This is a genomic window from Peristeroidobacter soli (assembly GCF_004138485.1).
Taxonomy (GTDB): domain Bacteria; phylum Pseudomonadota; class Gammaproteobacteria; order Steroidobacterales; family Steroidobacteraceae; genus Steroidobacter; species Steroidobacter soli.
Genome location: NZ_RYEV01000003.1, coordinates 1,344,151 through 1,367,495, shown reverse-complemented (window position 1 = coordinate 1,367,495; position 23,345 = coordinate 1,344,151). Strand labels below are relative to the sequence as shown.

General features: G+C 62.1%; 26 protein-coding genes and 1 tRNA gene. 8 read left to right on the top strand and 19 right to left on the bottom strand.

Annotated features, from left to right (window positions below):
* Positions 1 to 3: 3 nt before the first annotated feature.
* Positions 4 to 408 (top strand): GFA family protein, encoded by a 405-nt coding sequence (locus EKO19_RS39855; RefSeq protein ID WP_129777121.1) that lies wholly within the window; start codon positions 4 to 6, stop codon positions 406 to 408.
* A 29-nt stretch (positions 409 to 437) separates the two neighbouring features.
* On the opposite strand, the gene EKO19_RS14680 is transcribed toward EKO19_RS39855, so the two are convergent.
* The 4 genes from EKO19_RS14680 to EKO19_RS14665 form a co-directional block, all read right to left on the bottom strand.
* Positions 438 to 689 (bottom strand): hypothetical protein, encoded by a 252-nt coding sequence (locus EKO19_RS14680; RefSeq protein WP_129777120.1) that lies wholly within the window; start codon positions 687 to 689, stop codon positions 438 to 440.
* Entirely contained in the window at positions 682 to 1,221 is a 540-nt protein-coding gene (locus tag EKO19_RS14675; RefSeq protein ID WP_129777119.1) for a nucleotidyltransferase domain-containing protein, read from the bottom strand. Before EKO19_RS14675 ends, EKO19_RS14680 begins: the two co-directional genes overlap by 8 nt.
* Positions 1,222 to 1,509: 288 nt before the next feature.
* Positions 1,510 to 1,839: a SymE family type I addiction module toxin gene (locus EKO19_RS39850; RefSeq protein ID WP_129777118.1), complete on the bottom strand. Its 330-nt coding sequence runs from the start codon at positions 1,837 to 1,839 to the stop codon at positions 1,510 to 1,512.
* 244 nt (positions 1,840 to 2,083) lie between these two features.
* Complete coding sequence (locus EKO19_RS14665; protein WP_129777117.1) at positions 2,084 to 2,506, bottom strand: VOC family protein; 423 nt, start codon at positions 2,504 to 2,506, stop codon at positions 2,084 to 2,086.
* 179 nt (positions 2,507 to 2,685) lie between these two features.
* Between EKO19_RS14665 and EKO19_RS14660 the strand changes: the two genes are divergently transcribed.
* Together EKO19_RS14660 and EKO19_RS14655 are read left to right on the top strand one after the other, a co-directional pair.
* Positions 2,686 to 3,360, top strand: a complete 675-nt coding sequence (locus EKO19_RS14660) for an alpha/beta hydrolase family protein (RefSeq protein ID WP_129777116.1) — start codon at positions 2,686 to 2,688, stop codon at positions 3,358 to 3,360.
* A 130-nt stretch (positions 3,361 to 3,490) separates the two neighbouring features.
* Positions 3,491 to 4,660, top strand: coding sequence for an ATP-binding protein (locus tag EKO19_RS14655; protein WP_217705347.1), 1,170 nt, complete (start codon positions 3,491 to 3,493; stop codon positions 4,658 to 4,660).
* Between the two features lie 16 nt (positions 4,661 to 4,676).
* On the opposite strand, the gene rnt is transcribed toward EKO19_RS14655, so the two are convergent.
* The 4 genes from rnt to EKO19_RS14635 all read right to left on the bottom strand — a co-directional run bounded on the left by rnt (position 4,677) and on the right by EKO19_RS14635 (position 6,988).
* Positions 4,677 to 5,270, bottom strand: coding sequence for a ribonuclease T (rnt, locus tag EKO19_RS14650; protein WP_129777421.1), 594 nt, complete (start codon positions 5,268 to 5,270; stop codon positions 4,677 to 4,679).
* A gap of 38 nt (positions 5,271 to 5,308) precedes the next feature.
* Positions 5,309 to 6,355 (bottom strand): dihydroorotase, encoded by a 1,047-nt coding sequence (gene pyrC, locus EKO19_RS14645; RefSeq protein WP_129777115.1) that lies wholly within the window; start codon positions 6,353 to 6,355, stop codon positions 5,309 to 5,311.
* A gap of 89 nt (positions 6,356 to 6,444) precedes the next feature.
* Positions 6,445 to 6,768: a Grx4 family monothiol glutaredoxin gene (gene grxD / locus EKO19_RS14640; RefSeq protein WP_129777114.1), complete on the bottom strand. Its 324-nt coding sequence runs from the start codon at positions 6,766 to 6,768 to the stop codon at positions 6,445 to 6,447.
* A gap of 28 nt (positions 6,769 to 6,796) precedes the next feature.
* A complete protein-coding gene (locus EKO19_RS14635) occupies positions 6,797 to 6,988 on the bottom strand; it encodes a DUF1289 domain-containing protein (RefSeq protein ID WP_129777113.1) in 192 nt (63 codons plus the stop codon).
* A gap of 308 nt (positions 6,989 to 7,296) precedes the next feature.
* Here EKO19_RS14635 and EKO19_RS14630 point away from each other — a divergent pair, with 308 nt between their 5' ends.
* On the top strand, positions 7,297 to 7,755 hold the full coding sequence (locus EKO19_RS14630) for a urate hydroxylase PuuD (protein ID WP_129777420.1): 459 nt from the start codon (positions 7,297 to 7,299) through the stop codon (positions 7,753 to 7,755).
* A gap of 90 nt (positions 7,756 to 7,845) precedes the next feature.
* The gene (gene nadC, locus EKO19_RS14625) at positions 7,846 to 8,697 is read left to right on the top strand and encodes a carboxylating nicotinate-nucleotide diphosphorylase (RefSeq protein WP_129777112.1); all 852 of its coding nucleotides are present in this window, start codon (positions 7,846 to 7,848) and stop codon (positions 8,695 to 8,697) included.
* A 275-nt stretch (positions 8,698 to 8,972) separates the two neighbouring features.
* On the opposite strand, the gene EKO19_RS14620 is transcribed toward nadC, so the two are convergent.
* The 3 genes from EKO19_RS14620 to EKO19_RS39145 all read right to left on the bottom strand — a co-directional run bounded on the left by EKO19_RS14620 (position 8,973) and on the right by EKO19_RS39145 (position 13,215).
* A complete protein-coding gene (locus tag EKO19_RS14620) occupies positions 8,973 to 11,663 on the bottom strand; it encodes an EAL domain-containing protein (RefSeq protein ID WP_129777111.1) in 2,691 nt (896 codons plus the stop codon).
* Between the two features lie 299 nt (positions 11,664 to 11,962).
* Positions 11,963 to 12,694 (bottom strand): glycosyltransferase family 2 protein, encoded by a 732-nt coding sequence (locus EKO19_RS14615; RefSeq protein ID WP_129777110.1) that lies wholly within the window; start codon positions 12,692 to 12,694, stop codon positions 11,963 to 11,965.
* A gap of 11 nt (positions 12,695 to 12,705) precedes the next feature.
* The gene (locus EKO19_RS39145; protein WP_129777109.1) at positions 12,706 to 13,215 is read right to left on the bottom strand and encodes a hypothetical protein; all 510 of its coding nucleotides are present in this window, start codon (positions 13,213 to 13,215) and stop codon (positions 12,706 to 12,708) included.
* A 30-nt stretch (positions 13,216 to 13,245) separates the two neighbouring features.
* Here EKO19_RS39145 and EKO19_RS39140 point away from each other — a divergent pair, with 30 nt between their 5' ends.
* Positions 13,246 to 14,115 carry a cation diffusion facilitator family transporter gene (locus EKO19_RS39140; RefSeq protein WP_281281063.1) on the top strand — a complete coding sequence of 290 codons (870 nt, stop codon included), beginning with the start codon at positions 13,246 to 13,248 and terminating at the stop codon, positions 14,113 to 14,115.
* Between the two features lie 67 nt (positions 14,116 to 14,182).
* On the opposite strand, the gene EKO19_RS14600 is transcribed toward EKO19_RS39140, so the two are convergent.
* The 4 genes from EKO19_RS14600 to EKO19_RS14585 all read right to left on the bottom strand — a co-directional run bounded on the left by EKO19_RS14600 (position 14,183) and on the right by EKO19_RS14585 (position 16,753).
* Positions 14,183 to 14,914, bottom strand: coding sequence for a lysophospholipid acyltransferase family protein (locus tag EKO19_RS14600; protein ID WP_129777107.1), 732 nt, complete (start codon positions 14,912 to 14,914; stop codon positions 14,183 to 14,185).
* 22 nt (positions 14,915 to 14,936) lie between these two features.
* Entirely contained in the window at positions 14,937 to 16,070 is a 1,134-nt protein-coding gene (locus EKO19_RS14595; protein WP_129777106.1) for a S1C family serine protease, read from the bottom strand.
* A 31-nt stretch (positions 16,071 to 16,101) separates the two neighbouring features.
* Positions 16,102 to 16,177 (bottom strand) — tRNA-Thr (locus tag EKO19_RS14590).
* A 99-nt stretch (positions 16,178 to 16,276) separates the two neighbouring features.
* Positions 16,277 to 16,753: a Fur family transcriptional regulator gene (locus EKO19_RS14585; protein WP_129777105.1), complete on the bottom strand. Its 477-nt coding sequence runs from the start codon at positions 16,751 to 16,753 to the stop codon at positions 16,277 to 16,279.
* A 178-nt stretch (positions 16,754 to 16,931) separates the two neighbouring features.
* Here EKO19_RS14585 and EKO19_RS14580 point away from each other — a divergent pair, with 178 nt between their 5' ends.
* Both EKO19_RS14580 and EKO19_RS14575 read left to right on the top strand, forming a co-directional pair.
* Positions 16,932 to 17,498: a GspH/FimT family pseudopilin gene (locus tag EKO19_RS14580; RefSeq protein ID WP_129777104.1), complete on the top strand. Its 567-nt coding sequence runs from the start codon at positions 16,932 to 16,934 to the stop codon at positions 17,496 to 17,498.
* Between the two features lie 15 nt (positions 17,499 to 17,513).
* Positions 17,514 to 17,978: a PilV family protein gene (locus tag EKO19_RS14575; RefSeq protein WP_129777103.1), complete on the top strand. Its 465-nt coding sequence runs from the start codon at positions 17,514 to 17,516 to the stop codon at positions 17,976 to 17,978.
* Between the two features lie 76 nt (positions 17,979 to 18,054).
* Here the strand turns inward: EKO19_RS14575 and ispH are convergent, their stop codons facing one another.
* The 4 genes from ispH to EKO19_RS14555 are packed head-to-tail and all read right to left on the bottom strand — an operon-like array spanning position 18,055 to position 23,339.
* Positions 18,055 to 19,038: a 4-hydroxy-3-methylbut-2-enyl diphosphate reductase gene (gene ispH / locus EKO19_RS14570; RefSeq protein WP_129777102.1), complete on the bottom strand. Its 984-nt coding sequence runs from the start codon at positions 19,036 to 19,038 to the stop codon at positions 18,055 to 18,057.
* 2 nt (positions 19,039 to 19,040) lie between these two features.
* Complete coding sequence (gene lspA / locus EKO19_RS14565) at positions 19,041 to 19,589, bottom strand: signal peptidase II (RefSeq protein ID WP_129777101.1); 549 nt, start codon at positions 19,587 to 19,589, stop codon at positions 19,041 to 19,043.
* A gap of 10 nt (positions 19,590 to 19,599) precedes the next feature.
* Complete coding sequence (gene ileS / locus EKO19_RS14560; RefSeq protein WP_129777100.1) at positions 19,600 to 22,404, bottom strand: isoleucine--tRNA ligase; 2,805 nt, start codon at positions 22,402 to 22,404, stop codon at positions 19,600 to 19,602.
* A gap of 8 nt (positions 22,405 to 22,412) precedes the next feature.
* Positions 22,413 to 23,339 (bottom strand): bifunctional riboflavin kinase/FAD synthetase, encoded by a 927-nt coding sequence (locus EKO19_RS14555; RefSeq protein WP_129777099.1) that lies wholly within the window; start codon positions 23,337 to 23,339, stop codon positions 22,413 to 22,415.
* Positions 23,340 to 23,345 lie beyond the last annotated feature (6 nt).

Sequence of the window (23,345 nt, the reverse complement as noted above, 5' to 3'; positions counted from 1 at the left end):
TCAGTGGTTACACGGAAGGCGTCGTGTTGTTGCGGTCAACTGAGCATCGAAGTCGACGGCGAACCTGGCGGCGTCGGCGTCTGCCACTGCCTCGCCTGCCAGCAGCGCACCGGCAGCGTCTTCGCCGCGCTCGCCGGATTCGCGGCGCCGTTTAGAGTTTCAGGCAAGGCCACGGAGTATGTGCGCACGGGAGATCAGGGCGCGCAGTTCAGGTTTCGGTTTTGTCCGGTGTGCGGGTCGACGGTCTTTCACACGGAGGAAGGCGATGAGGGGCGGGTCAGTGTTGCGGTCGGCGCGTTTGCGGATCCGAGTTTTCCGGCGCCTACGGTTTCGGTGTATGACAGTCGAAGGCACTCTTGGGTGGCGTTGCCGGCAGGGGCGAAGACGTTTGTGAAAGATCCGGACTAAGCCTAGACAAGCCTAAGGGATCGCGACGACTATGGCGAGCCTGTCGCACCCTCCCACTCAGCATAGGCAATCAATGCTGCCTCGGGCAGTTCGCCCTCATAGAAACGTTTTGCGAACGCCAGTCGTCTCGCTCGTCGGTCCAATCCAGCAGGCAGGGACGACAGAACAATGGCTCGGGCCGTGTCATACATCGAGGCGGCAATCCGCACCCGCTCATCCGGCGTCATCCGTCGGTAGCGCTCGTTGAGCATGGCTTCGAATTCAGGGGAAGTGTCATTCATGCACAATCTCCGCCAGTGCTTCAGCTACCCCGAGCCGTGTAGCCCAACGCTCCAAGTACGCGCGATCCATTGACTCATCCAACAACGTTTTCACATCACGGCGCTGTAACTCGGATCCGGAATCTTTCGCCCAAGCAAGCTTCGAAAGAATCAGATCCTCGCGGCTTACGATCCACGTCTTTACTCCATGCATCTGCACTGGCTGCCGCCGCGCAAACTCCACCTGCCGATATTCCGAGCCCTTTCGGACAATCAGATCAACTTTGATACTCGTGGCGAAATGCATGAGGTTGAACAACCGCTGTGAAACGATAGCCGACCGCACGCTATCGGCGTCGATGTAAAAATCAGGTGACAGGGCCGATACGATGTTGGCAACGTCATCCTCTCGCAATGACACCACGATATCGAGATCGCGCGTCATGCGCGGCCTGCCGTAGTAGGCCATGGCGAAGGAACCCGTAAGCATGAAAGGTAGCCCAGCATTCTCCAGGCGCTCGCTGACTACCCTCAGGACCTCAAGCTCTTCCATGCCGGGAAGTTTAGCCTAAACGACCCTACCTTGCGTCGATTAGACCATTCCACAACCCATTGATCCTCCGGCAGAACCCTCGCATCCGCAGGCAACGATCAATAAACGCCAATAGCCGCCGCCACCCGGATGAGAACCGCAACGACCGCGCCGCGATCGCTCACTCATCCATCTGCTCAATTCGCCGCAGAGATCCTGACAACGGCGTTTCTGCAGAACGCGAACTGTCAAATTGTGATCTTCGCGGGAACAGCCGCGCATACGACGCGGCGGCTCTCATCACATCGATCAGCTTCGTGATATGTCCGCATCAATGCGCCGAGCGCGCGGCGCACGTAACTCTGCGCTGTTGCAATTGCATTCTACTAGCTCCACGACCAATCGCCGCGGAGTTACCCGCACTCGCACGTTCGCGCCGATGGGGAAGCCGGCGTTCTCAAGCCAGCGCCCTTGCAGATGCAACGACGGCATCGGCGCGGGCTCGTTGCCTTCTAACAAACGTTTGTAGGGACGGAAATCTCGGATCTTGAGCTGGCGCGATTCGATCGCTGCGGAGGGCTGCGAGGGAATATGCGCGCTCTCGCCGCGCGGGGGCGTCGTACACTTTGCAGTAGCCATGGTCAGCTTTCCTATGTTGAGTCGGCTGTGGTCAGGCGCCCGGAGGTGCTGCTAACACTTCCGGGTGCCGCTCTTTTCGAGTTGCGCGCTCAGTATCGGCTTCTGCAGAAACCAGAGTCCGTCAAGTTCTTCCCTCGACTCATGTTAGCGGCGAAATTCAGGAATTTGCTGAAGGGGGCCTCTTTCATGAGGATCGAATCTGATCTCGGCCATCACCGCGGCGACTGATCAATCACGGACTCGCTCACTCCTTCGGCAACATCTGCGGATTCCAAGCCACTTCCCACAGATGCTTGTCCGGATCCTGAAAATATCCCGCGTACCCGCCGTAGAAAGTATCGTGCGCGGCTTTGACGATCGTCGCACCTGCGTTCCAAACCTCATCCATCACCGCATCGACTTCCGCCCTCGTACTCACATTGTGAGCAAGACAAAAATCCGTCGGGCTCGGCGCTGACACCGGCAACCCGCAATCGTGCGACAAACTCTTGCGCGGCCACAGCGCCAATCGCAAGCAGCCTTCCAACTCAAAGAACGCGACCGCACCGTGCTCAAACTCCTTGCCGACGATGCCCTCGGTCTTGAGCCCGAGACCGCGGGCGTAAAACGTCACAGCGCGTTCGAGATCGTCGACGCCGAGCGTGATGAGGGTAATGCGAGGTTTCATGATTCGTCCTTTCAACATCGACCTGTCGAACAGCCATGGTGCATGGCCTTGGCACAATGGCGCTGACTAAAGCGAGTTGATCGCCAATTCCAAGGTACGCAAAGCGTTCCGGATCGCGTTCCGTGAAGGCTGTGTCCGCAAACTGCCATTCAGCGCCGCGAAAGTTCATACTGCCGGACATGACAGGTTCCGCGACACCGCTAAGCATAGAAGTTAAACCCGGCCTGCGGGTGTCAGCTTTACTGCAGCTTCCGCCAAAGGCACGCGCTTGTTACGTGCTGGGTCATGGCGCGGGCGCCGGCATGGAGCACTCTTTCATGGCTGATCTCGCAAACGCACTCGAAGCACGACAGATCGGCACGCTGCGCTACAACTTTCCTTACATGGAGAGCGGCTCGAAGCGCCCCGATCCACCGGCACTGTGTCATGCAACGGTGCGTGCGGCTGTGGAGGAAGCGCGCAAGCAGGCGCCAAATATCAAACTCATCGCGGGAGGTAAGTCGTTCGGGGGCCGAATGACTTCACAGGCGCAGGCCGCGAAACCATTACCTGACGTGCGCGGTCTCGCGTTCGTGGGCTTTCCGTTGCATCCCGCAAAGAAGCCCTCCACCGAACGCGCGACGCATCTGGCCGAGGTGAAGATTCCGATGTTGTTCCTGCAGGGAACGCGAGATGACCTGGCCGATCTGACGCTGCTGGAACCGATCGTGCAAAGGCTCGGGCCGAGCGTAACAATGAAGCGAATCGACGGCGCGGATCATTCCTTTCACGCACTCGCACGCTCAGGCCGGAAAGATCATGAAGTGATGGAGGAGCTCGCAGGCATGATCGCGGACTGGGTGGACGCACTGTAGACTCCCCTGCCAGGCCCACGGACCATTTTCGCGCCTATCGTAAAATGGTCCAGACTATTTTACGATCCATCGTCAAATGGACCGAGCAGCAATACCAGTGGCATCACCCCGACTTCGCGTCTACGACGCCATGCTCAAAGAGCACTTCGCCCGCAATCGGCAGATGGCCTTCGTGAGCGGACCGCGACAAGTGGGCAAGACCACCACATGCAGACTCGAAGGCACGGACTATCTCAACTGGGACAACACAGATGACCGACGCTTGTTTTTGCGCGGGCCTGCAGCCGTAGCCGAGCGACTCGATCTTGACCGGCTGCGTCCGCATCTTCCGATAGCCGTGTTCGATGAGTTGCACAAGCACGCCAAGTGGAAGTCTTTCCTCAAAGGATTTTTCGATGTGTACGGCGAACGCATCCGCCTCATCGTGACAGGCAGCTCGCGGCTCGATGTATTCCGACGTGGTGGCGACAGTCTCATGGGGCGGTACTTCTTATACCGCATGCATCCTTTCAGCGCGGCGGAATGCCTGCACGTCGACGCCCCCTCCGAACCTATCCGCCCTCCTATGCCGCTCCCGGATGCAGATTGGAAGGCCCTATGCGAGCACGGCGGCTTTCCCGAACCATTTCTGCGCCGTGACTCCACATTTACTGTTCGATGGCGAGGACTGCGGCACGACCAACTCATGAAGGAGGATGTTCGCGAACTAGCACAAGTGCAGGAACTCGGGAGCCTGGAACACCTGAGCTTCCTGCTGGCGGAGCGCAGCGCTCAGCAATTGATCTTCTCCGGCCTTGCGCAGGAAGTGGGCGTTGCCACCGATACAGTTCGACGCTGGGTGGATCTGCTCGAAAGGTTACACTTTGGTTTTCGCGTGCGCCCCTGGTTCGCCAACGTGGCTAAAGCATTGCGCAAAGAGCCGAAATGGTTTTTACGCGACTGGTCCGGCATCGACGATGCCGGAGCGCGCGCAGAAACGTTCGTCGCATGTCATCTGCTCAAAGCCGTGGAGGGCTGGTCGGATCTTGGCCTGGGTCGATTCGAGTTGCGCTACCTGCGCGATAAGCTGAAACGCGAAGTGGACTTCCTCGTTGTGCGCGACCGGAAGCCTTGGCTGCTCATCGAAGTCAAAACGCGCGATACGGCATTGACCGACTCTCTGAGATACTTTCAGTCTGCAACGCGAGCGAAGCACGCACTCCAGGCAGTAATGGAGCTGCCATACGTCGATGCCGACTGCTTCAGTCGCACTGAGCCCACGGTCGTTCCGGCACGGACACTGCTAAGTCAGTTGTTGTAGTGGCGAAGGGTCGCAACTACCCCACCGCCGCCTTCATCGTATTACAAATCTTGCAGAACAACTCCGCCGTCTTCTGCGCATCGTAAGCCGCGGAGTGAGCGGCGTTCGAGTCCCACTCGATACCCGCCGCCTGCAGCGCCTTCCCAAGCACCGTCTGCCCATACGCGACGCCAGCAAGCGTCGCTGTATCAAAACTAGAGAACGGATGAAACGGATTCCGCTTGATATCCGTGCGCGCAATCGCCGCGTTGATGAAGTTCAGATCGAAGTAGGCGTTGTGACCAACGAGGATCGCGCGAGTGCAATCGTTGTCCTTCATCGCCCGCCGAATCTCCTTGAACAACCGAGTCAGCGCTTCCTTCTCCGGAATCGCCGGGCGCAGCGGATGAAACGGATCGATGCCAGTCACCGCAAGTGACGCAGGCTCCAGATTCGCGCCCGAGAACGGCTGCACGTGATAACGCCAGCTCTCCCCGGGGAGCAGCGAGCCATCGCCTTGAATCTCGACCAGCACAGCTGCAATCTCTAGCAACGCATCGGTGTTCGGATTGAAGCCGCCGCACTCGACATCGATGACCACAGGCAAAAAACCGCGGAAGCGGCGAGCCATGGGGAGCTTGCCATCGACTTCGACACCGACTACATCGTTCAAGACGGAATTTCCTCAGCCAGCTGCCAGGCAATGCTCTCGCCGGCACGGAACGGCGTCAGCTCATCGTTACCAAATTTATACACGGCAGGCGGCGTCCACGACGTGCGGTTCAAAGTGATCTTCGCAGTATTGCGCGGCAGGCCGTAAAAGTCGGGCCCGCGCTCCGATGCGAAGGCCTGCAGGCGATCCAATCGACCCGCCGCTTCGAACGCCTCCGCATAAAGCTCGACAGCCGCGTGCGCAGAAAACACACCGGCGCAACCACACGAGTTCTCCTTGGTGTGACGTGCATGCGGCGCACTGTCGGTACCGAGGAAGAACCGAGGATCATCGCTCGTCGCTGCCTCGACGAGCGCCTGACGATCGTGCTCACGTTTGAGCACGGGCAGGCAATAGTTGTGAGGCCGAATGCCACCCTGAAAGATCGCGTTCCGATTCAACAACAGGTGCTGCGGCGTGATGGTCGCGCCGACGCCGGCACGCGTTCCTTGGACGAACTGCACACCTTCACGCGTCGTCACATGCTCGAACACGACACGCAGCTTCGGGAACTTCTCGACGATGCGCGACATGATGCGATCGATGAACACTTTCTCGCGATCGAACACATCGACGCTGTGCTCGGTCACTTCGCCATGCACCTGGAACACCAGATCCACGTCCTGCATGACTTCGAGCACCGGGAAGATCTTCTCGATCGCAGTGACACCCGCATCGGAATTCGTGGTCGCGCCCGACGGATACAACTTGGCGCCGACGATGAACCCACTCTGCTTGGCCGCCTGAATTTCAGACGGCGACGTGGTGTCGGTGAGATACAGCGTCATCAACGGCTCGAAGCTCACACCCTTGGGCACGGCTTGCAGGATGCGCTCGCGATACGCGGCCGCGGCGGCAACGGTCGTCACCGGCGGCTTGAGATTCGGCATGATGATCGCGCGGGCAAACTGCCGGGCGGTGAAGGGAACGACACTGGCCAGGTGGGCGCCATCGCGCACGTGCAGGTGCCAGTCGTCGGGACGAAGCAGGGTCAGCTGAGTCATTAGGGGAGTTTAACGGACGCGAGCGCAGGACGCTTTGTCCGGACGCGCCCTCCGCCCTATGGCGGAGGGCAGCGCGAATGAGGGGCGGATCAACCGGCGGTGCTGGCCGACTCGCTGATGAGCTTCTGCAGCTCACCAGTCTTGTACATCTCGATGATGATGTCGGAGCCGCCGACCAGCTCGCCGTTGACGTACAGCTGCGGATAGGTCGGCCAGTTCGAGTACTGCTTCAGCGCTTCACGCAGCTCCGGGTCCTCGAAAATGTTGACGTGCTGAAACTCGGCGCCGACAGCGCCCAGAGCACGCACGGCCGCTGCGGAGAAGCCGCACTGAGGAAAGTCAGGCGTGCCCTTCATGTACAGCACGACCGGGCTGGAGGACAGCTGCGACTTGATGCGTTCGATGACGTCCATACAAACCTCGAATAAAGCCAAAGACGATTCAGGAGGCGGCCTGGCCGCACCGCTGGCGCGCCCGGTCGACGACCTCGCGCCGCTGCTCCTCCGTCAAGCGCGACCATTGCGCGATCTCGTCAATGGTGCGGCCGCAGCCAATGCAGACCTGCCGTGCATCGAGTACACAGACCTTGATACAGGGAGAAGCAACGGCCGGAGATGGGGGCGGCAACGTCATGACGGAAGGGGCTGACAATTGAATTATGGGGATGCCTACCCTATTCTTCAAACGCTTTTTGCTGACAAATGCCGTAGTCCCCGGGCTGGCAAGTCGCATGGACGCGGCTGAAGAAGAATCAATAACGGGCGGGTTTAGCGAGGAGTTCAGTCATGCATCCACTGACTACGGTGCGCGGGGCCATTATTTCGGCCTTCGTGCTGGCCATCGTTCTCTCGGTCATTCTCACCACCACCCTGGTCGGCGCCGACGGGCTGGGCCTGCACCACACCCGCATCGACCGCTGGCTGCATATCGTCTCGGGCGTGATGTGGATCGGCCTGCTGTACTACTTCAACGTCGTTCAGGTGCCGGCGCTCGGCGATGCCACCGCCGATAAAGGCGGACCGGGCGGCGCCGGGATCACGAAATATGTCGCCCCGCGAGCGCTGTGGTGGTTCCGCTGGGCCTCCGTGGCCACCTGGGTCACCGGCGCGTATTTCCTGCTGTTCGGCTATGGCACCCCGGTAGCCATGCACAAGGCCTTCATGCTCCAGGAAGGCTTCGTGACCATCGGCGTGGGCGCCTGGCTCGGCACCATCATGCTGCTGAACGTGTGGGGCCTGATCTGGCGGAACCAGAAGAAAATACTCGGCCTCGTGCCGGCGACGGACGAGGAAAAGGCCAAGGCCCGCAAGGTCGCGCTGTACGCCTCGCGCGTGAACTTCATTCTGTCGGTGCCGATGCTGATGTGCATGGGCGGGCAGAGTCACGGCTTACCCTTCTAAAACCGGCTCATTTGGCGGTGAAACCCGGCTGCGGCTGGGTTTTGCCGTTTTGGCGGCGTATCTTTCGCGTCTTGCGTCAGAGGACCCGTCATGTCGATTGCCCCGGCCAGCCCCGAATACGTCGCCCGCACCGTCACCACCGCGCTGGAGGAAGACGTCGGCACGGGCGACCTGACGGCGCAATTGATTCCTGCCGATCGCGTATCCAAGGCCACCGTCATCACGCGCGAGGACGCCACGCTGTGCGGCCGGGCCTGGTTCGATGAGGTGTTTCGTCAAATCGATCCCAGAGTGCACGTGAACTGGAAGGCCGCGGATGGCGATCGCGTGCGCGCGAATCAGTTGCTTTGCGAGCTGTCCGGCCCCTCACGATCGCTGCTGACGGGCGAGCGCACGGCGCTCAACTTCCTGCAGTGTTTGTCCGCCGTCGCGACGGAGACGACTCGCTATGTCGAGGCGCTGAAGGGCACGCAGTGTCGAGTGCTCGATACGCGCAAGACGATTCCCGGTTTGCGACTGGCACAGAAATACGCCGTGCGGTGTGCGGGCGGGACAAATCATCGCATCGGGTTGTTCGACGCAATTCTGGTCAAAGAGAATCACATCGCGGCGGCGGGCTCGATTGCAGCGGCGGTGACTGAAGCGCGGCGCGTGAGCAGCAAGGTGATGGTGGAGGTCGAGGTCGAGAATCTCGACGAGCTACAGCAGGCGCTGGCCGCAAAGGTGGATCGCATCCTGATCGACAACTTCTCCAACGAAGATATGAAGACAGCCGTGCGCATCACCCGTGAGCATCAGAACAAAGGCATCGAGCTGGAAGCGTCAGGCAACATGTCGCTCGAGACGCTGCGCGCCGCGGCAGAGACGGGCGTGGATTTCATCAGTGTCGGCGGCCTCACCAAGCACGTGCGAGCCGTGGATTTGTCGATGCGCTTCGCATAACGCAGCCACAGTTTTTTTGGCCTGCGGCCGGCCGCAAAAGATGCAGCCATGCCGCAGCACCCAAGGGGGACAGATCTATTTGCCCACCAAGCGGGAATATAAATCCGTCCCCTTTTTGATTTCCTTCGCATAAAGCAGCCACGGATTTTTGGCCTGCGGCCAGCCGCAAAAGAGGCCGTATGCGCATCGTTGGCCGGCTCGCCGCAGGCGAGCCAATCAACTTGGCGATGTGGAAGTAGTGGGGTTGGCCCGCCGAAGGCGGGCTCAACAATTCGTTAGTACGCCTCGCCACCCGAGGCGAGCTTCATCACCCGCTGCGGCGTCGCTATGCCGTAGCCCTGCGCGTAATCCACGCCGATGCTACGGAGCATTTCGATGATCTCGACGTTCTCGGCGAACTCGGCGATCGTCTGCTTGCCGGTGAGGTGACCGATTTCATTGATCGAGCGCACCATCTCGCGATCGATCGGGTCGTGCAGGATTTCCTTGACGAAGCTGCCGTCGATCTTCAGGAAGTCCACTGGGAAATGCTTCAGGTAACCGAACGATGACAAGCCGGTGCCGAAGTCGTCGAGCGCGAAACGACAGCCCAATTCCTTCAGCGCATGAATGAACCGGTTCGCCTGCGAGAAGCTCGCGATGGCCGCGGTCTCGGTGATCTCGAAGCAGATCTTCGAGGCGTCGATGCCGCTGCGATGGAAATGATCGATGACGAACGGCAGGAACTTGTCGTCGCCCAGGCTCTGGCCGGACAGATTGATCGAGCACAGCTCCAGCTTCTCGCGTTCGTCGGCTTCGGACACCAGCCAGCGCAGCGCGTGCTCGATCATCCAGCGATCGATGTTGGGCGTCAGGCCGTAGCGCTCGGCCGCGACGATGAACTGATCCGGCGCCACGATCTTGCCCGCCTCGTCGCGCATGCGAAGCAGCAACTCGTAATGCAGGCCGTGCGCCTCCTTGTGCTGAAGCGGCTGGATGACCTGGCGGAAAATCTCGAAACGATTGTCTTCGAGAGCGTTGTTGATACGCGCAGCCCACTGCATTTCGCGGCGGCGACGCATCAGATCGATGTCGTTTTCCTGGAAGCTGTAAATTCGATTGCGACCGCTTTCCTTCGCGGCGGCACACGCGCTGTCAGCGGCTGAAATGAGCGACGCCACATCCTCGTTCTCGGGCGACAGCGGCACTACGCCAATGCTGGCACCGAGCCGGAACGTGCGCTCTTCCCATACGAACTTGTAGTTACGGATCGCCTCGCGAAGCATCTCCGCGTTACGCACAGCTTCTTCCAGCGAGCAGCTTTCGAGCAGCACGCCGAACTCGTCACCGCCGAGGCGTGACACCGTATCGCGCCAGCGAATCTTCGACTTGAGCAATGCGCCGACCTGGCCGAGCAGCGCGTCGCCCGCGCTATGGCCGCAGTTGTCGTTGATGATCTTGAACTGGTCGAGGTCGATGTGACACAGCGCGTACGAGGCCTCGCGAGCCTTGGCGCTCTTCAGCGCGCGCTCCAGCCGCGACTCGAACTCACGACGATTCACGAGACCGGTGAGGATGTCGTGGCTCGCGTGATAGGAGAGTTTGCGATTGAGCTCGCGGCTCTCGCTCACGTCATGGAACACCAGCACGCCGCCGGACACGTTGCCCGCACCATCACGAATCGGTGAGGCGCAGCTCTCGATGTAGAGCTCGTTGCCATCGCGACGGATCAGCAGGGTCGGACGAACCGACTTGATCGCGCGCGTGCGACGAATCGCGACCGCAAGCGGATTCTCCAACGGCTCGCAGGTCTCTTCGTGGAAGCTGCGATAGATCTCGTCGATCACGCGCCCCTGGGCATGCTCGAGACGCCAGCCAGTGAGCTGTTCAGCCACCGGGTTCAGGTACTCGATGCGGCACTTCGAATCCGTGGTGATCACGCCGTCGCCGATGGACTGCAACGTGATCTGCGCGCTCTCCTTCTCCTTGAACAGCGCTTCTTCGTACAGCTTGCGCTCGGTGACGTCGAGATCGACGCCGACGATGCGCCGGGCGCGACCATGTTCATCGAGGCTGGCCTTGGCGCGACTCTCCACCCACAGCCACACGCCATCGCGATGACGCAGCCGATGCACGCTTTCGAACAAGGGCTCTTTACCGGACAGGTGATCGCGCAGCGCCGTGCTCACGCGCACCGTGTCATCCGGATGTAACAATTGTTGCCAGTCGACCAGCGGTTCGGCTTCATCGTCGCTGTAGCCGAGCATGGCCTTCCAGCGCGGCGAGAACCAGGTCTTCTGAGCATCGACTTCGAAGTCCCACAGACCGTCGTTCGCGCCGTGCAACGCGAGTTCGTTGCGCTCTTCGATCTGATGGAAGTGCTGCTGGTAGCGCAACCTTTCGATGCCACTCGAATAACTCGAACCGAGCAGCTTGAGCATCAAATGCAGGTTGGCATCCCACGAATCGCGCGGCAACGTCGAGCACAGCGCGATGAACGCCTGAACGCGTCCCTGAATGGCCACGCCGACGATCAGCGCGGCACCGATATGCAATGAAGCGAACCGCGCGCCTTCCGGCACCAGCTCACGACGAGGCCGAGCCGTATCGCGGATCTCGACGATGCGCAGATGACCGAGTTTGTTACGAATATACGGCAAGCGCTCCAGCGGCTCGCCATGGAACACGATGGGATTGAAGGTCGCGAACAGACCGCTCGCCGCGACCACGTGCTCGATGCTCTTGTGAGCTTCATCGAAGGTGGCGATGACGATGGCATCGAGCCCGGCCGATTCGCGCAGCGCCTCGAGGTTCTGTTTCAGCAGCGGATCGTCGCGCTCGGAGGTGAGATTCTGGAAGTCGATGGACGCTTTGGTTAACAGAACGTCCAGACCGGCCTTGGTGTTACGGCGTGGACGCGCGGTAAATAGCGTGTCGCCGCTCGGTGCGGAGATCAGCGATCCATGCTCTGTCGGGTTGCTTGCCACTTGCGGGGCGCGTCAATGAGCAGGCGCTAAGCCGCCGGTACGCGGACTCGACGACGGGCCGCGATTCATATCGTTCGCCATTCAGGGCACCCTCCCGAACCGAAACTTTATTGCGCGTCGCCGGCACTGCTTTGCTGAGCGTATAGGAATAGCAATGCGGCGATCGTCCGATTGTGGCACAGCAAATTATGCGATGAAAAGCACGGCGCCAGTGTTGCACCCGGCGATCGACGCTAAACAGCGACATTTCTCTGTGCAGGACGTACGCGATCCGACGGAACCTCCGTCAGACACTCAGCTCATTCGCGATGCAGGGATTCCCGGATGCGAATCGGCGGCGAATTTCGAAGGATCAGCCAGCGCACGCCGAACAGATCGACGATGCCAACCCACAGCCGGTTGCTCAGCCCGTACTTGGAGATCCCGCGAGTGCGCGGTCGATGGCGCACTGGCACGGAGACCACGCGAGCGCCCGCTCGCTGATACAAGGCCGGCAAGAACCGATGCATGTGGTTGAACCAGGGTAACCGCATGAACGTCGCCCGGTGCATCAGCTTGATGCCGCATCCCGTGTCGGGGGTGCCATCACGCAACAGCCCGCCGCGTACTCGATTCGCCACACGCGAGGAAAACCGGCGCAACCAGGTATCTTTTCGTGTGGTGCGATTGCCCATCACGAGTTTGAGCGAGTCGTCGCCGGCCGCGACCGCTTTGACCAGTTCGGGAATGTCGGCAGGGTCGTTCTGGCCGTCGCCATCCAGGGTCGCGACCCATTCGGCCCGCGCGGCCTCGACGCCGGTACAGACCGCCCGGCTCTGGCCGCAGCGCTGGGAGTGCTCCAGCAGGCGGATTTCCGGGATACCCGCGGCATGCGCGGCCCTGACGGCCTCGACGGTGCCGTCAGTACTGCCGTCGTCGACGAAAATGATCTCGAAAGGCTGATGATCGACCAGGGCGGCCTGGATTTCGCGGGCCAGCGGCCCGACATTGTCAGCCTCGTTGCAGACTGGAATGACGACGGAGAGTTTCATGAGCGCGCGGATTATAGACGAAGCCGGTAGGACGTCTGGCCGGGCAAAACCAATCGACTTATTCTGAGGCCATGAACGACCGCCGCCACCCGCACGGCTGCGCCGAGCACCAGCACGACCATGGCCATGCCGAGCACCGACACGGTCAAGGTCCAGGCCACGAGCACGACCAGAGCGACAGCCGTGGCCACAGCCATGATCACGGCCACGCCGGCCATCGACACCATCAAGGTCAAAGCCATGAGCACGACCCTGGCGACAGCCATGGCCACAACCACGATCATGGCCACGCCGGGCATCGACGCGATCAAGGTCATGGCCATGAGCACGGCCCTGGCGACAGCCGTGGCCACAGCCATGATCATGGCCACGCCGGGGATCGACGCGATCAAGGTCATGGCCATGAGCACGGCCCTGGCGACAGCCGTGGCCACAGCCATGATCACGGCCACGCCGGGCATCGACACGATCAGGGTCAGGGACATAGTCACGATCATGGTCAGGGTCACGACCACGATCACGACCACACCGCCGGTGCCAGCAGCCGGGTCCTGGGCATCGCATTCGCGCTGACCGCGTCGTTCATGGTGGTCGAATTTGCTGGCGGCGTGCTGGCGAAGTCGCTCGCGCTGGTCGCCGACGCCGGCCACATGCTGACAGACGCCGCCGCGCTGGCCCTCGCCTGGGCGGCGGTTCGCATCGCCACCCGCCCCGCGGACGCCAAACGCTCCTTCGGCTATCAGCGTCTGCGCGTGCTGGCCACGTTCGTCAACGGCTGCGCGCTGCTGTTCATCGTCGCCTGGATTGCATTCGAGGCGGTCCAGCGACTGCTGAACCCCGTGCCGGTGAATGCCAAAGCCATCCTGTGGATCGGCACGCTCGGCCTGATCGTCAACCTGGTCGTGTTCGCGATGCTGCGTCGGGGCGACTCGCACGACATGAATGTTTCGGCCGCCACCTTGCACGTCCTCGGCGACCTGCTCGGCTCGGTCGCCGCCATCGTCGCGGCGCTGGTCATCCTATGGACGGACTGGATGCCCATCGACCCGATCCTGTCCCTGGTGGTGAGCGCGCTGATCGTGAAAGGCGCGATCTCGCTGGTCCGCCGCTCGGCGCACATCCTCATGGAAGGCTCGCCAGAGTGGCTGGACCAGGGCGAGCTGCGCCGTACGCTCGAGCAGAAGATTCCGGCGATCCGCGACGTACACCACGTGCACACCTGGTCGGTCGGTCCGCAGGACACGTTTCTCACCATGCACGCGCTGGTGAATGGCGCGGCGGATCAGGCGATGGTGCTGAGAGATACCAAGGCCCTGCTGGCCGAGCGCTTCGGCATCACGCACACGACCATTCAGATCGAAGTGGACGATTGCGTCGACAAGGATTGCGCGGAAGATCCGATCAAACAGGCGCGCGCCTAAGTAGGCCGATAAAAGTCGCGCCTTTATCGGGCGTATCGAAAGGGCCTCGGCCACTTTCGACCATGGGCTAAGTGTGTAACGCGCGCTCGGCGATCTTGAAGGTCTCGTGCAGGCGGCGCTCCAGTTCCTTCTGTGCGGCTTCCATTTCTTCTTCGGTCATTCGCTTCGGCGGGAAGTACGGTTCGCCAATCGCGATCCGCAGCCGCGAGAATGGGAACGGGATGACGAACTTATCCCAGGTCCGCAGCAACTTCGCCGGGCTCGCCGCGTAGGCAATCGGCACGACTGCTTTGCCGCTGATCTGCGCCGTGAAAATCGCGCCTGGCTTCATCACGAAACGTGGACCGCGCGGCCCATCCGGCGTGATCGTGGGAGAGATGCCTTCCTTCACGATGGCGTTGTACACGCCACGCACTGCTCGCACCCCGGTGTAGGAACCCGAGCCGCGAACCACGTGACAGCCATAGATCTCCGCCAGCAAGGTCGGCGCCTGGCCATCGACCGACGGAGAAATCATGAAGCCCGGCTTCATGCCTCTGATCTTGCTGGAGGCCATGAAGCGCGCGCCCATCAGCAGATGCTGATGCCAGAACACCGGCACGACCGCGCCTTGCTCCTTCAGCAATGTTTCCAACCGGTCCAGGTTGACGATCTTCAGCCGACTGGTTCGCCACAGCACTTCGAGAATGAACGCGCCGAAATACGCGGCGAGCCGATAGACGAACATGCGCCCGGCCGTGAGCTGGCGCTGAGACTTGGTACTCGGAGGCCGCGGCGGCGGCGCACTTGCTTCTGACATCGATGCAAGTTTACTGCAAAGGCTAGTTGCCCTGCTGCAGCTGGGCGCTCAGCTCGATTTCCTTGCCGTCACGCCAGACTTTCAGGCGCACGGTATCGCCGGGCTTGAAATCATCCAGCCGCGCCGACAACAGCGCGCCGCTGTCCACTTCCTTGCCATTGACGGCGATGATGACGTCGCCGGGAACGATCGAATTGCGCCGCTCGATGCGCGCGCCTTGCAAGCCCGCTCGATCCCCCGTGCTCCCCTGCCGCACTCTCAGAATCGCCGCGCCTTGCACGCCGAAGCGTCGCGCGATCGCACGACTCAACGTTTCATCCACCTCGATGCCGAGGCTCGGCGGCGCATAACGACCGGTCGCGATCAGCTCCGGCACGACCCGATTGATCGTGTCCACGGGCACCGCGAAACCGATGCCCGCGCTCGCACCCGACGGGCTGAAAATCGCGGTGTTCATGCCGATCAGGCGCCCGGCGCTGTCGAGCAGCGGACCGCCCGAGTTGCCCGGGTTGATCGCGGCATCGGTCTGGATCAAGTGTTGAATGACGCGCCCGTCCTCTTCGCTGAGCGAACGATCCAACGCCGACACGATGCCGGTGGTCAGCGTCCAGTCGAGACCGAAGGGATTGCCGATCGCGAACACTTTCTGGCCCACCTGCACGTCGCCGCTGGTGCCGACGGGAATCGGCGCCGGCGCATCTTTCGCCGCGGCGATCTTCAACACGGCGATGTCATGCGTCTCGCTGCCACCGACGAAAGTCGCCTCGAAGTCGCGACCATCCGAGAGTTTCACGACCGCGCTGCTGCCGCCCTGGACAACATGCAGGTTCGTCACGACATGACCCTGCTCGTCCCAAATGAACCCCGAGCCCGTCCCACGCGGCACCGTCATGACGTTGCGGGTCCAGTAGTCGAGCACTCGCTCCTGGGTCGAGATGAACACCACCGACCCCTTGGCCGCCTCGAACAGCCCGATCACGGCCTGCTCGTCCGCCTGCAGTTCGCGCCGGGGGACGACGGGTCGAGGGGCGGCAAAGGCGGTGATCTGGTTCAGCGTGTCTTTGCCCAGATACCAGGCGCCATAGGCCGCCAGGACCAGCACGATGACCCGGGACACCGTTCGCCAGCGCGAGTGCCGAGAAACTTGGGATGTCATGTTCCCTGCGGTGTAAGTTCTTGATGGAAGATGGTGCCGTCTCGCGGAATCGAACCGCGGACCCACGCATTACGAATGCGTTGCTCTACCAGCTGAGCTAAGACGGCACCGAAGAACCGATGCGGCACCGGGAGCCCGGTGCGGCGGGGTGCGAAGTATAGGGGAAGAAGTTGCGAGCGAACAGGCGCCGCAGCGAACTTACTCTTTCAGACCTCGGCGGGGCGCTTCTTGCGCAGGCGGATCACGACCTCGATGGCCTCCGCTTCCATGCCCTCGGGCAGTGTCGGGAAACGGCTGAAGGCGATGTCGTTGGGATCGATGTCCCGCAGCTCGCCGGTTTCCAGGTCGTGGAAGTGGTGGTGGGGCACGATGGTCGAGTCGTACACCGAGCGCTCCGGATCCAGGTGGATCTGGCGCACCAGGCCGCGCTGAGCCAGCACTTTGAGGGTGTTGTAGACCGTGGCCTTGGAGACCCGCTCACCGCCGCGGCGGATCTCCGCCAGGATCTGCTCCGCCGTCATGTGCGTCGGCGCCGCCATCAGAATCTCGGCCACGCGCACCCGCTGATGGGTGGGCTTGAGGCCGTGCAGGTGCAACTGCTCGATGATCCGGTCGCGCGTCGGGCCCTCGGCGACCGCCGGGGGGGACTGAGCGCTGAGCTGGGGGCTGTACTCGGAAGTCACTTAAGAACCCGCCACTGAAAAATCCGGGCAAATACCCAGGGCAACAACTTCGGGACCGAGCATACCTCGGCATGCGCCGGGAGGCGAGAAACTAGGTAAAAATGCCTCAAAACCGGCATTTCGGGACTGATCGGGATGGCTATGGTGGCCGCGGTCAAAAGCGAAGGATCGCGCCGCCATGCAACGAAACCGTCCGCCAGGATCCCGCGCCGGAGTCGCCCGAGGGTTCACTCTGCTGGAGCTCATGATCGCCCTGTCGATCGGAGCCATTCTGCTGGGACTCGCCGCGCCCGCCTTTCGAGGCATGTGGCTCGACTCCCGGCGCACCGTGGCCGTGAACGCGTTCATTCACAGCATCTTCCTCGCCCGTACCTCCGCGTTCACGTACCACCACACGGTGAGCATCTGCCGCTCCGCCGACGGCCAGACTTGCAGCGCCGACCTGGCGAACTGGCAGCTCGGCTGGATCGTGTTCGTGAACGAGGATCGGGACGAGCCTCCCGTGCGCGACAGGAATGAACGAATCCTCATCGTTCAACAAGCGTTGCCCGGTTTGAGCATCACGTCGAACCGTCGCGGCTACTCGTTCAAGACGTACAACCGATCGGTGATCAACGGCACGCTGGTGTTCTGCGACCTGCGCGGCTCGGCGCATGCGCGGGCCATCATCATCAACATCGCCGGCCGTCCACGCGTCGCCAGGCGCGACGCCGACAATCGCCCTTTACGCTGTCCGAACGGATAGCCATCATGCGCGCGTATGGGAGGACCAACTACGCCCCTGCGCGGCGCTCGCTACGCGCGTGGATTCAACATCGTCGAGATTCTCGCCGCCTTGCTGGTCATAGCCGTGGCTATCGTCGGCATCGCTGCCCTCTACTCCGATCAGACTCACATTCCGGCGGACGCGCGACTGCCGCTGCGCGCGGCGGAGCTCGCCGATACGATGGCGGACATCATTCGCACGACACCCGAGGGACGCGACGGCTTCGCGACAACGGTCGGCGTGATCTGCACCGAGAAAGCGAAAGCCAAGTCGCCGCAGGACAAGGCGGCGCAAATCGCGGCGTGCTGGGAAGACGAAGTCGAGAACGCACTGCCCAGCGGGCTGGGCTCGATCTCACGCGATACGTCGATGACGCCGGCGAGCTATGTCGTCGCGGTCAGCTGGTCGGCGCCCGGGACAGGCGCGGCGTCGTATGTGACGCGCGTGGAAATCAGATAGCAACCGTGCGCGACGGGTACTCGGCATCGCTGCCGACGCCCAGGACTGCGGCGGCTGCCCCGTTCGTTCGCATTTCTCAGTTTGATTTTTCTGAAAGCGCGGGACGCGTATCGACTCGCGCAAGCGGCACACGAAGCTCTCTGGGCAAGCTGAACACGACATTCTCAACTTGCCCTTGAAGATGCTCCGGGGCTTGCCCGCCCCACTGCTTGAGCTGAGCGACCACTCTTTCGACGAGGATCTCCGGCGCCGACGCGCCCGCCGTCACGCCGACGACGCGTTTGCCATCGAACCACTCGCGCTTCATGTCCTCGGGCCCGTCGATCAAGTAACCCGGAATACCCGCCTTCTCGGCGATCTCACGCAGACGATTCGAGTTCGAGCTGGTCGGTGAGCCAACCACCAGAATGATGTCGCACCGTTCGACCAGACGCTTCACCGCGTCCTGCCGGTTCTGCGTCGCGTAGCAGATGTCTTCCTTCCGCGGCGTCGTGAGCGTCGGGAAGCGACGGCGCAAGGCATCGACCACCCGCTGCGTGTCGTCGACCGACAGCGTGGTCTGCGTCACGAACGCGAGACGGGCTTCGTCCTTGATATCCAGACGATCCACGTCCTCGGGCGTCTCCACCAGCACGATGCGACCGCCGTACTGAGTATCGAACTGCCCCATCGTGCCTTCGACTTCGGGATGCCCCTCGTGCCCGATCAGAATCACCTCACGGCCTTCACGCGCGTAGCGCGAGACTTCCATGTGAACCTTGGTCACGAGCGGACACGTCGCATCGAACACTTTCAGGTCGCGACGGCGCGCTTCATCCTGAACCGCGCGGGCGACGCCGTGCGCGCTGAAGATCACCGTGGCGTCGTCCGGCACGGCATCCAACTCATCGACGAACACCGCGCCCATGCTCCGCAGCCGCTCGACCACGTAGCGGTTGTGAACGACTTCGTGCCGCACGTAGATCGGCGCGCCGAACAGCTCAATCGCACGCTCGACGATGTCGATGGCCCGATCGACGCCGGCACAGAATCCGCGAGGGTTGGCGAGAAGAATCTGCATCGTCACTTGCTCGGCGCTTGCGGCGTTCCATCCGCGGGACGACGGTCGTGCCCACTCTCGAGGAACGCATCGATCAACAGACACGCCGCACCGATGGAGATCGCGGTATCGGCGATGTTGAACGCCGGGAAATCCCACGTGCGCCAGTTGAAATAGATGAAGTCGACGACGAACCCGTGCATGACACGATCGATCACGTTGCCGAGCGCGCCGCCGAGCACCAGCGACAGTCCAATCGCCAGCACCGTCTGATCCGAGCGAATCCGCCGCAGCCAGATCATCAACGTCAGACTCACCACCACCGCGAGCGTGATGAAGAACCAGCGCTGCCACCCCGACGCCTGCGCCAGGATGCTGAATGCCGCGCCGGTGTTCTCCAGATACACGATATCCAGAATGGGCAGCAGCGAGATACTGTCCGCGAGCTTCACGGTGCTGATGACCAGCGCCTTGGTGGCCTGGTCGAGAATCACCACGAAGAATGACAGCCACAGCCAGTTGCTGCCGCCGCGAGTGGGCGTGAACCAGACTTTCGCCAATGGGTTGGTCATTGCATCAACCTCAAGTAAAGCGCCGCTGCTCGCCCGGCCCATCCACGTTGGAAACGCAGCGGCCGCAAAGTTCCGGATGGTTCGGGTTCTGACCCACATCCGGACGCTTGTGCCAGCAGCGCACGCATTTCACCGCTGACGTAGGCTTCACAGCGATCCAGGTCGTGTTGCCCTCGCCTTCCATCGCCGCAACCGCATCGGCCGGCCGGCCGTCGGCGGAATGCGCTCGCGCTTCTGAAGTGATGAACACAAAGCGAAGTTCCTCGCCGAACGACTGCAGCGTCTCGAGCAACGGCCCCTTCGTGTACACGTCCACTTCCGCATCGAGCGGTGCGCCGATCGAACCGGCGTTGCGCAGCTTCTCCAGCTCTCGCGCGATGGCACGACGCAGGTCGAGGATGGCATCCCAATCGATCGACGGTGGCTGCGTCAGCTCCTTCGGGAACTCGAAGAAGGTGTTGAAGAACACCGACTCGCTGCGAGCACCCGGCATATAACGCCAGATCTCCTCGGCCGTGAACGACAGGATCGGCGCGAGCCAGCGCGTCAACGCCTCGGCGATATAAAACATCGCCGTCTGCGCCGACCGGCGCGGCAGGCTCTTCTTGCCCGTCGTGTAGTTACGATCCTTGGTGATGTCGATGTAGAAGCCGCCCAGGTCGACACTGCAGAAGTTGTGGACCTTCTGATAGATCAGGTGGAACTGGTAGGTGCGATACGCGGCGATCACTTCTTCCTGCAACTGATACGCGCGCCACACAGCCCAGCGATCCACTGCGACCATCTCCGACGCCGGCACCCTGTCTGTCGCCGGATCGAAGCCGTCGAGATTGCCGAGCAGGAAGCGCGCGGTGTTACGGATGCGACGATACGACTCCGTCACGCGCTTCAGGATTTCATCCGACAGCGCCATTTCATTGGCGTAGTCGGTGGCCGCGATCCACAAGCGCAGCGTGTCGGCGCCGAGCGTGCCAATGACTTTCTGCGGCACGACGACGTTACCCAAAGACTTGGACATCTTCCGTCCCTTGTCGTCGATGGTGAAGCCGTGCGTCAGCACCGCCTTGTAGGGCGCGCGATCGTGTTGAGCGACCGACGTCAGCAGCGAGCTGTGGAACCAGCCGCGATGCTGATCCGAGCCTTCGAGATACAGATCGGCCGGCGCCTTCACCGTGGGATGCTGCTTGGGAACGGAGTGATGCGCGATGCCCGAGTCGAACCACACGTCCATGATGTCGTTGACCTTCTCGTACTCATCCGCCTCGCCACCGAGCAGCGTCGCCGGATCGAGATCGAACCACGCATCGATGCCGCCTTCCTCGACCAGCTTCGCGACCGGCTCGATCAGCTCGACCGTGCGCGGATGCAGCTCGCCCGTCGCTTTATGAGTAAACAACGGCAACGGCACGCCCCACACGCGCTGACGCGAGATACACCAGTCCGGACGATCCGCGATCATGCCGCTGATGCGGTTCTGGCCCCAGCCAGGCACCCACTGCACCTTGGCGATTTCGCGCAGCGCGCCTTTGCGCAGGTTCGCCTGTTCCATGCTGATGAACCACTGCGCGGTCGCGCGATAGATCACCGGCGTCTTGTGGCGCCAGCAATGCGCATAGCGGTGCACGAGCTTCTCCTCGTGCAACAGCGCGCCGCGTTCCTTCAGCACTTCGATCACATGTTTGTTCGCATCGAACACGCGCTCGCCTTCGAAAATCGGCGTGCCCGTGACGAAGCGGCCGTCGCTGCCGACGGGGTTGTAGACCTCGAGCTTGTATTTCAAGCCGACGTCGAAGTCCTCCACACCGTGGCCCGGCGCGGTGTGCACGGCGCCGGTGCCGTCGTCGATCGTGACGTGATCGCCCAGGATCACCGGCACGACGCGCTCATAGAACGGATGCTGGAGCTGCAGGCCTTCGAGCTTCGCGCCCTCGACTTCGGCGATGCGCGTGACGTTCTCGACGCCCGCGCGCTTCGTCACCTTCTCGACCAGCGCGCTCGCGAGGATCAACAGCTCCGTACCGGTGTCGACCAGCGAATAACGGAACTCGGGACCGAGCGCGACCGCCTGGTTCGCGGGCAGCGTCCACGGCGTGGTGGTCCAGATGATGATGCTGGCTGGCGACTTCACCGAGGCCACGCCAAAGCGCCTGGCCAGATCGGCGAGATCCTTCACGCCGAAGCGCACGTCGAGCGCGGGCGAGGTCTTATCTTCGTACTCGACTTCCGCTTCGGCGAGCGCCGAGCGGCAGTCCAGGCACCAGTGCACCGGCTTCAGGCCCTTGTAGACGTGGCCGTTGCGCAGGATCTCGGCGAACGCACGCAGCTGCTCGGCTTCGTACTTCGGCGCCATCGTGATGTACGGATCATCCCAATCGCCCATCACGCCGAGACGCTTGAAGTCCTCGCGCTGACCGTTGATCTGCGACTGCGCGAACTCGCGGCACGCCTGACGGAATGCCCGAGGATCGAGCGACTTCACTTCCTTGCCGCGCGTCTTCTCGATCTGATGTTCGATCGGCAGGCCGTGACAGTCCCAACCCGGCACGTAGGGCGCATCGAAGCCGTCCATGGTGCGTGACTTGACGACGATGTCCTTCAACACCTTGTTGATGGCGTGACCGAGATGAATCGCGCCGTTCGCGTACGGCGGCCCGTCCTGGAGAATGAACGTCGGCCGGCCCTTCGCGATCTCGCGCAGCTTCTGATACGTCCGGGTTTCTTCCCAGCGCTTGAGAATGTCCGGCTCACGACGGGCGAGGTCCGCCTTCATCGGAAAGTCGGTCTGGGGCAGGTTGATGGTTTGCTTATAGTCCATACGTCGATTCACGAACCCAATATCTGCCGCGCCTGCGCGGCGTCTCGATTCATCTGCTCGATCAGCGTATCCATGTCCGCGAACCAGCGCTCGGCGCGCAGATACGCGATGAAGTCCACGTGCAACGGCTGACGATACAAATCGCCGTTGAAGTCGAACACATGAGCTTCCAGTAGCAGCTCCTTGCCATTCACCGCGGGCCGCGTGCCCAGACTCGCCACGCCCGGCGCGTCGTTCAGTCCGCCACCCGTCACTCGAATCGCGAAGATGCCCGCCACCGGCGTGGCGCGACGATGCAGTCGCAGATTCGCGGTCGGGAAGCCCAGCTTGCGGCCGAGCTTCTCACCATGAATCACCTTGCCTGTCATCCGATACGGACGACCGAGCAGCTTCGCCGCCTTGGCCATGTCGCCGACCGCCAGCGCCTCACGAATCCCGGAGCTGCTGACGCGCTCGCCGTCGATCTCGAACGGCGGCACTTCGGTGACCTCGAACCCGGCAGCGGCCCCGAGCGCGCGCAGACAGGCGATGTCGCCCTGGTTGTCGCGCCCGAAGCGGAAATCGTGCCCTACCACGATGTGGCGGACGCCGAGCGCTTTTACCAGTACCTCATTCACGAACTCGTCGCGACCGAGGCGGCGCATGCGCTCGTCGAACCGCAGGCAGACGAAACGGTCGACCCCGTAGCGCTCCAGCGCTTCGAACTTCTCGCGAAAGCGGGTCAGCCGGGCCGGCGGCGTGCCTTTGGCGAAAAACTCGCGCGGCGTCGGCTCGAACGACATCAGAGCCGCCGGCAAGCCGTACTCAGCCGCGCGCTCGCGCAGCACACGGATCATCTCCTGATGCCCGCGGTGGACGCCGTCGAACGCCCCGATCGTCAGCACGCAGCCGCGCCGCCCGGCACGCAGGTTATACAGGCCCCGAATGAGCTCCACCGCGGC

Coding starts and splice junctions, on each gene's coding strand:
- EKO19_RS14630 (WP_129777420.1), top strand. CDS start 7,297: ATGTGGATCGGCCTGCTGTACTACTTCAACGTCGTTCAGGTGCCGGCG.
- EKO19_RS14675 (WP_129777119.1), bottom strand. CDS start 1,221: ATGGAAGAGCTTGAGGTCCTGAGGGTAGTCAGCGAGCGCCTGGAGAAT.
- ileS (WP_129777100.1), bottom strand. CDS start 22,404: ATGGACTATAAGCAAACCATCAACCTGCCCCAGACCGACTTTCCGATG.
- EKO19_RS14595 (WP_129777106.1), bottom strand. CDS start 16,070: ATGACATCCCAAGTTTCTCGGCACTCGCGCTGGCGAACGGTGTCCCGG.
- ispH (WP_129777102.1), bottom strand. CDS start 19,038: ATGCAGATTCTTCTCGCCAACCCTCGCGGATTCTGTGCCGGCGTCGAT.
- lspA (WP_129777101.1), bottom strand. CDS start 19,589: ATGACCAACCCATTGGCGAAAGTCTGGTTCACGCCCACTCGCGGCGGC.
- rnt (WP_129777421.1), bottom strand. CDS start 5,270: ATGGCTCGCCGCTTCCGCGGTTTTTTGCCTGTGGTCATCGATGTCGAG.
- nadC (WP_129777112.1), top strand. CDS start 7,846: ATGTCGATTGCCCCGGCCAGCCCCGAATACGTCGCCCGCACCGTCACC.
- grxD (WP_129777114.1), bottom strand. CDS start 6,768: ATGGACGTCATCGAACGCATCAAGTCGCAGCTGTCCTCCAGCCCGGTC.
- EKO19_RS14660 (WP_129777116.1), top strand. CDS start 2,686: ATGACAGGTTCCGCGACACCGCTAAGCATAGAAGTTAAACCCGGCCTG.
- EKO19_RS14680 (WP_129777120.1), bottom strand. CDS start 689: ATGAATGACACTTCCCCTGAATTCGAAGCCATGCTCAACGAGCGCTAC.
- EKO19_RS14655 (WP_217705347.1), top strand. CDS start 3,491: ATGCTCAAAGAGCACTTCGCCCGCAATCGGCAGATGGCCTTCGTGAGC.
- EKO19_RS14580 (WP_129777104.1), top strand. CDS start 16,932: ATGCAACGAAACCGTCCGCCAGGATCCCGCGCCGGAGTCGCCCGAGGG.
- EKO19_RS14635 (WP_129777113.1), bottom strand. CDS start 6,988: ATGACGTTGCCGCCCCCATCTCCGGCCGTTGCTTCTCCCTGTATCAAG.
- EKO19_RS14575 (WP_129777103.1), top strand. CDS start 17,514: ATGGGAGGACCAACTACGCCCCTGCGCGGCGCTCGCTACGCGCGTGGA.
- EKO19_RS39850 (WP_129777118.1), bottom strand. CDS start 1,839: ATGGCTACTGCAAAGTGTACGACGCCCCCGCGCGGCGAGAGCGCGCAT.
- pyrC (WP_129777115.1), bottom strand. CDS start 6,355: ATGACTCAGCTGACCCTGCTTCGTCCCGACGACTGGCACCTGCACGTG.
- EKO19_RS14615 (WP_129777110.1), bottom strand. CDS start 12,694: ATGAAACTCTCCGTCGTCATTCCAGTCTGCAACGAGGCTGACAATGTC.
- EKO19_RS14600 (WP_129777107.1), bottom strand. CDS start 14,914: ATGTCAGAAGCAAGTGCGCCGCCGCCGCGGCCTCCGAGTACCAAGTCT.
- EKO19_RS14665 (WP_129777117.1), bottom strand. CDS start 2,506: ATGAAACCTCGCATTACCCTCATCACGCTCGGCGTCGACGATCTCGAA.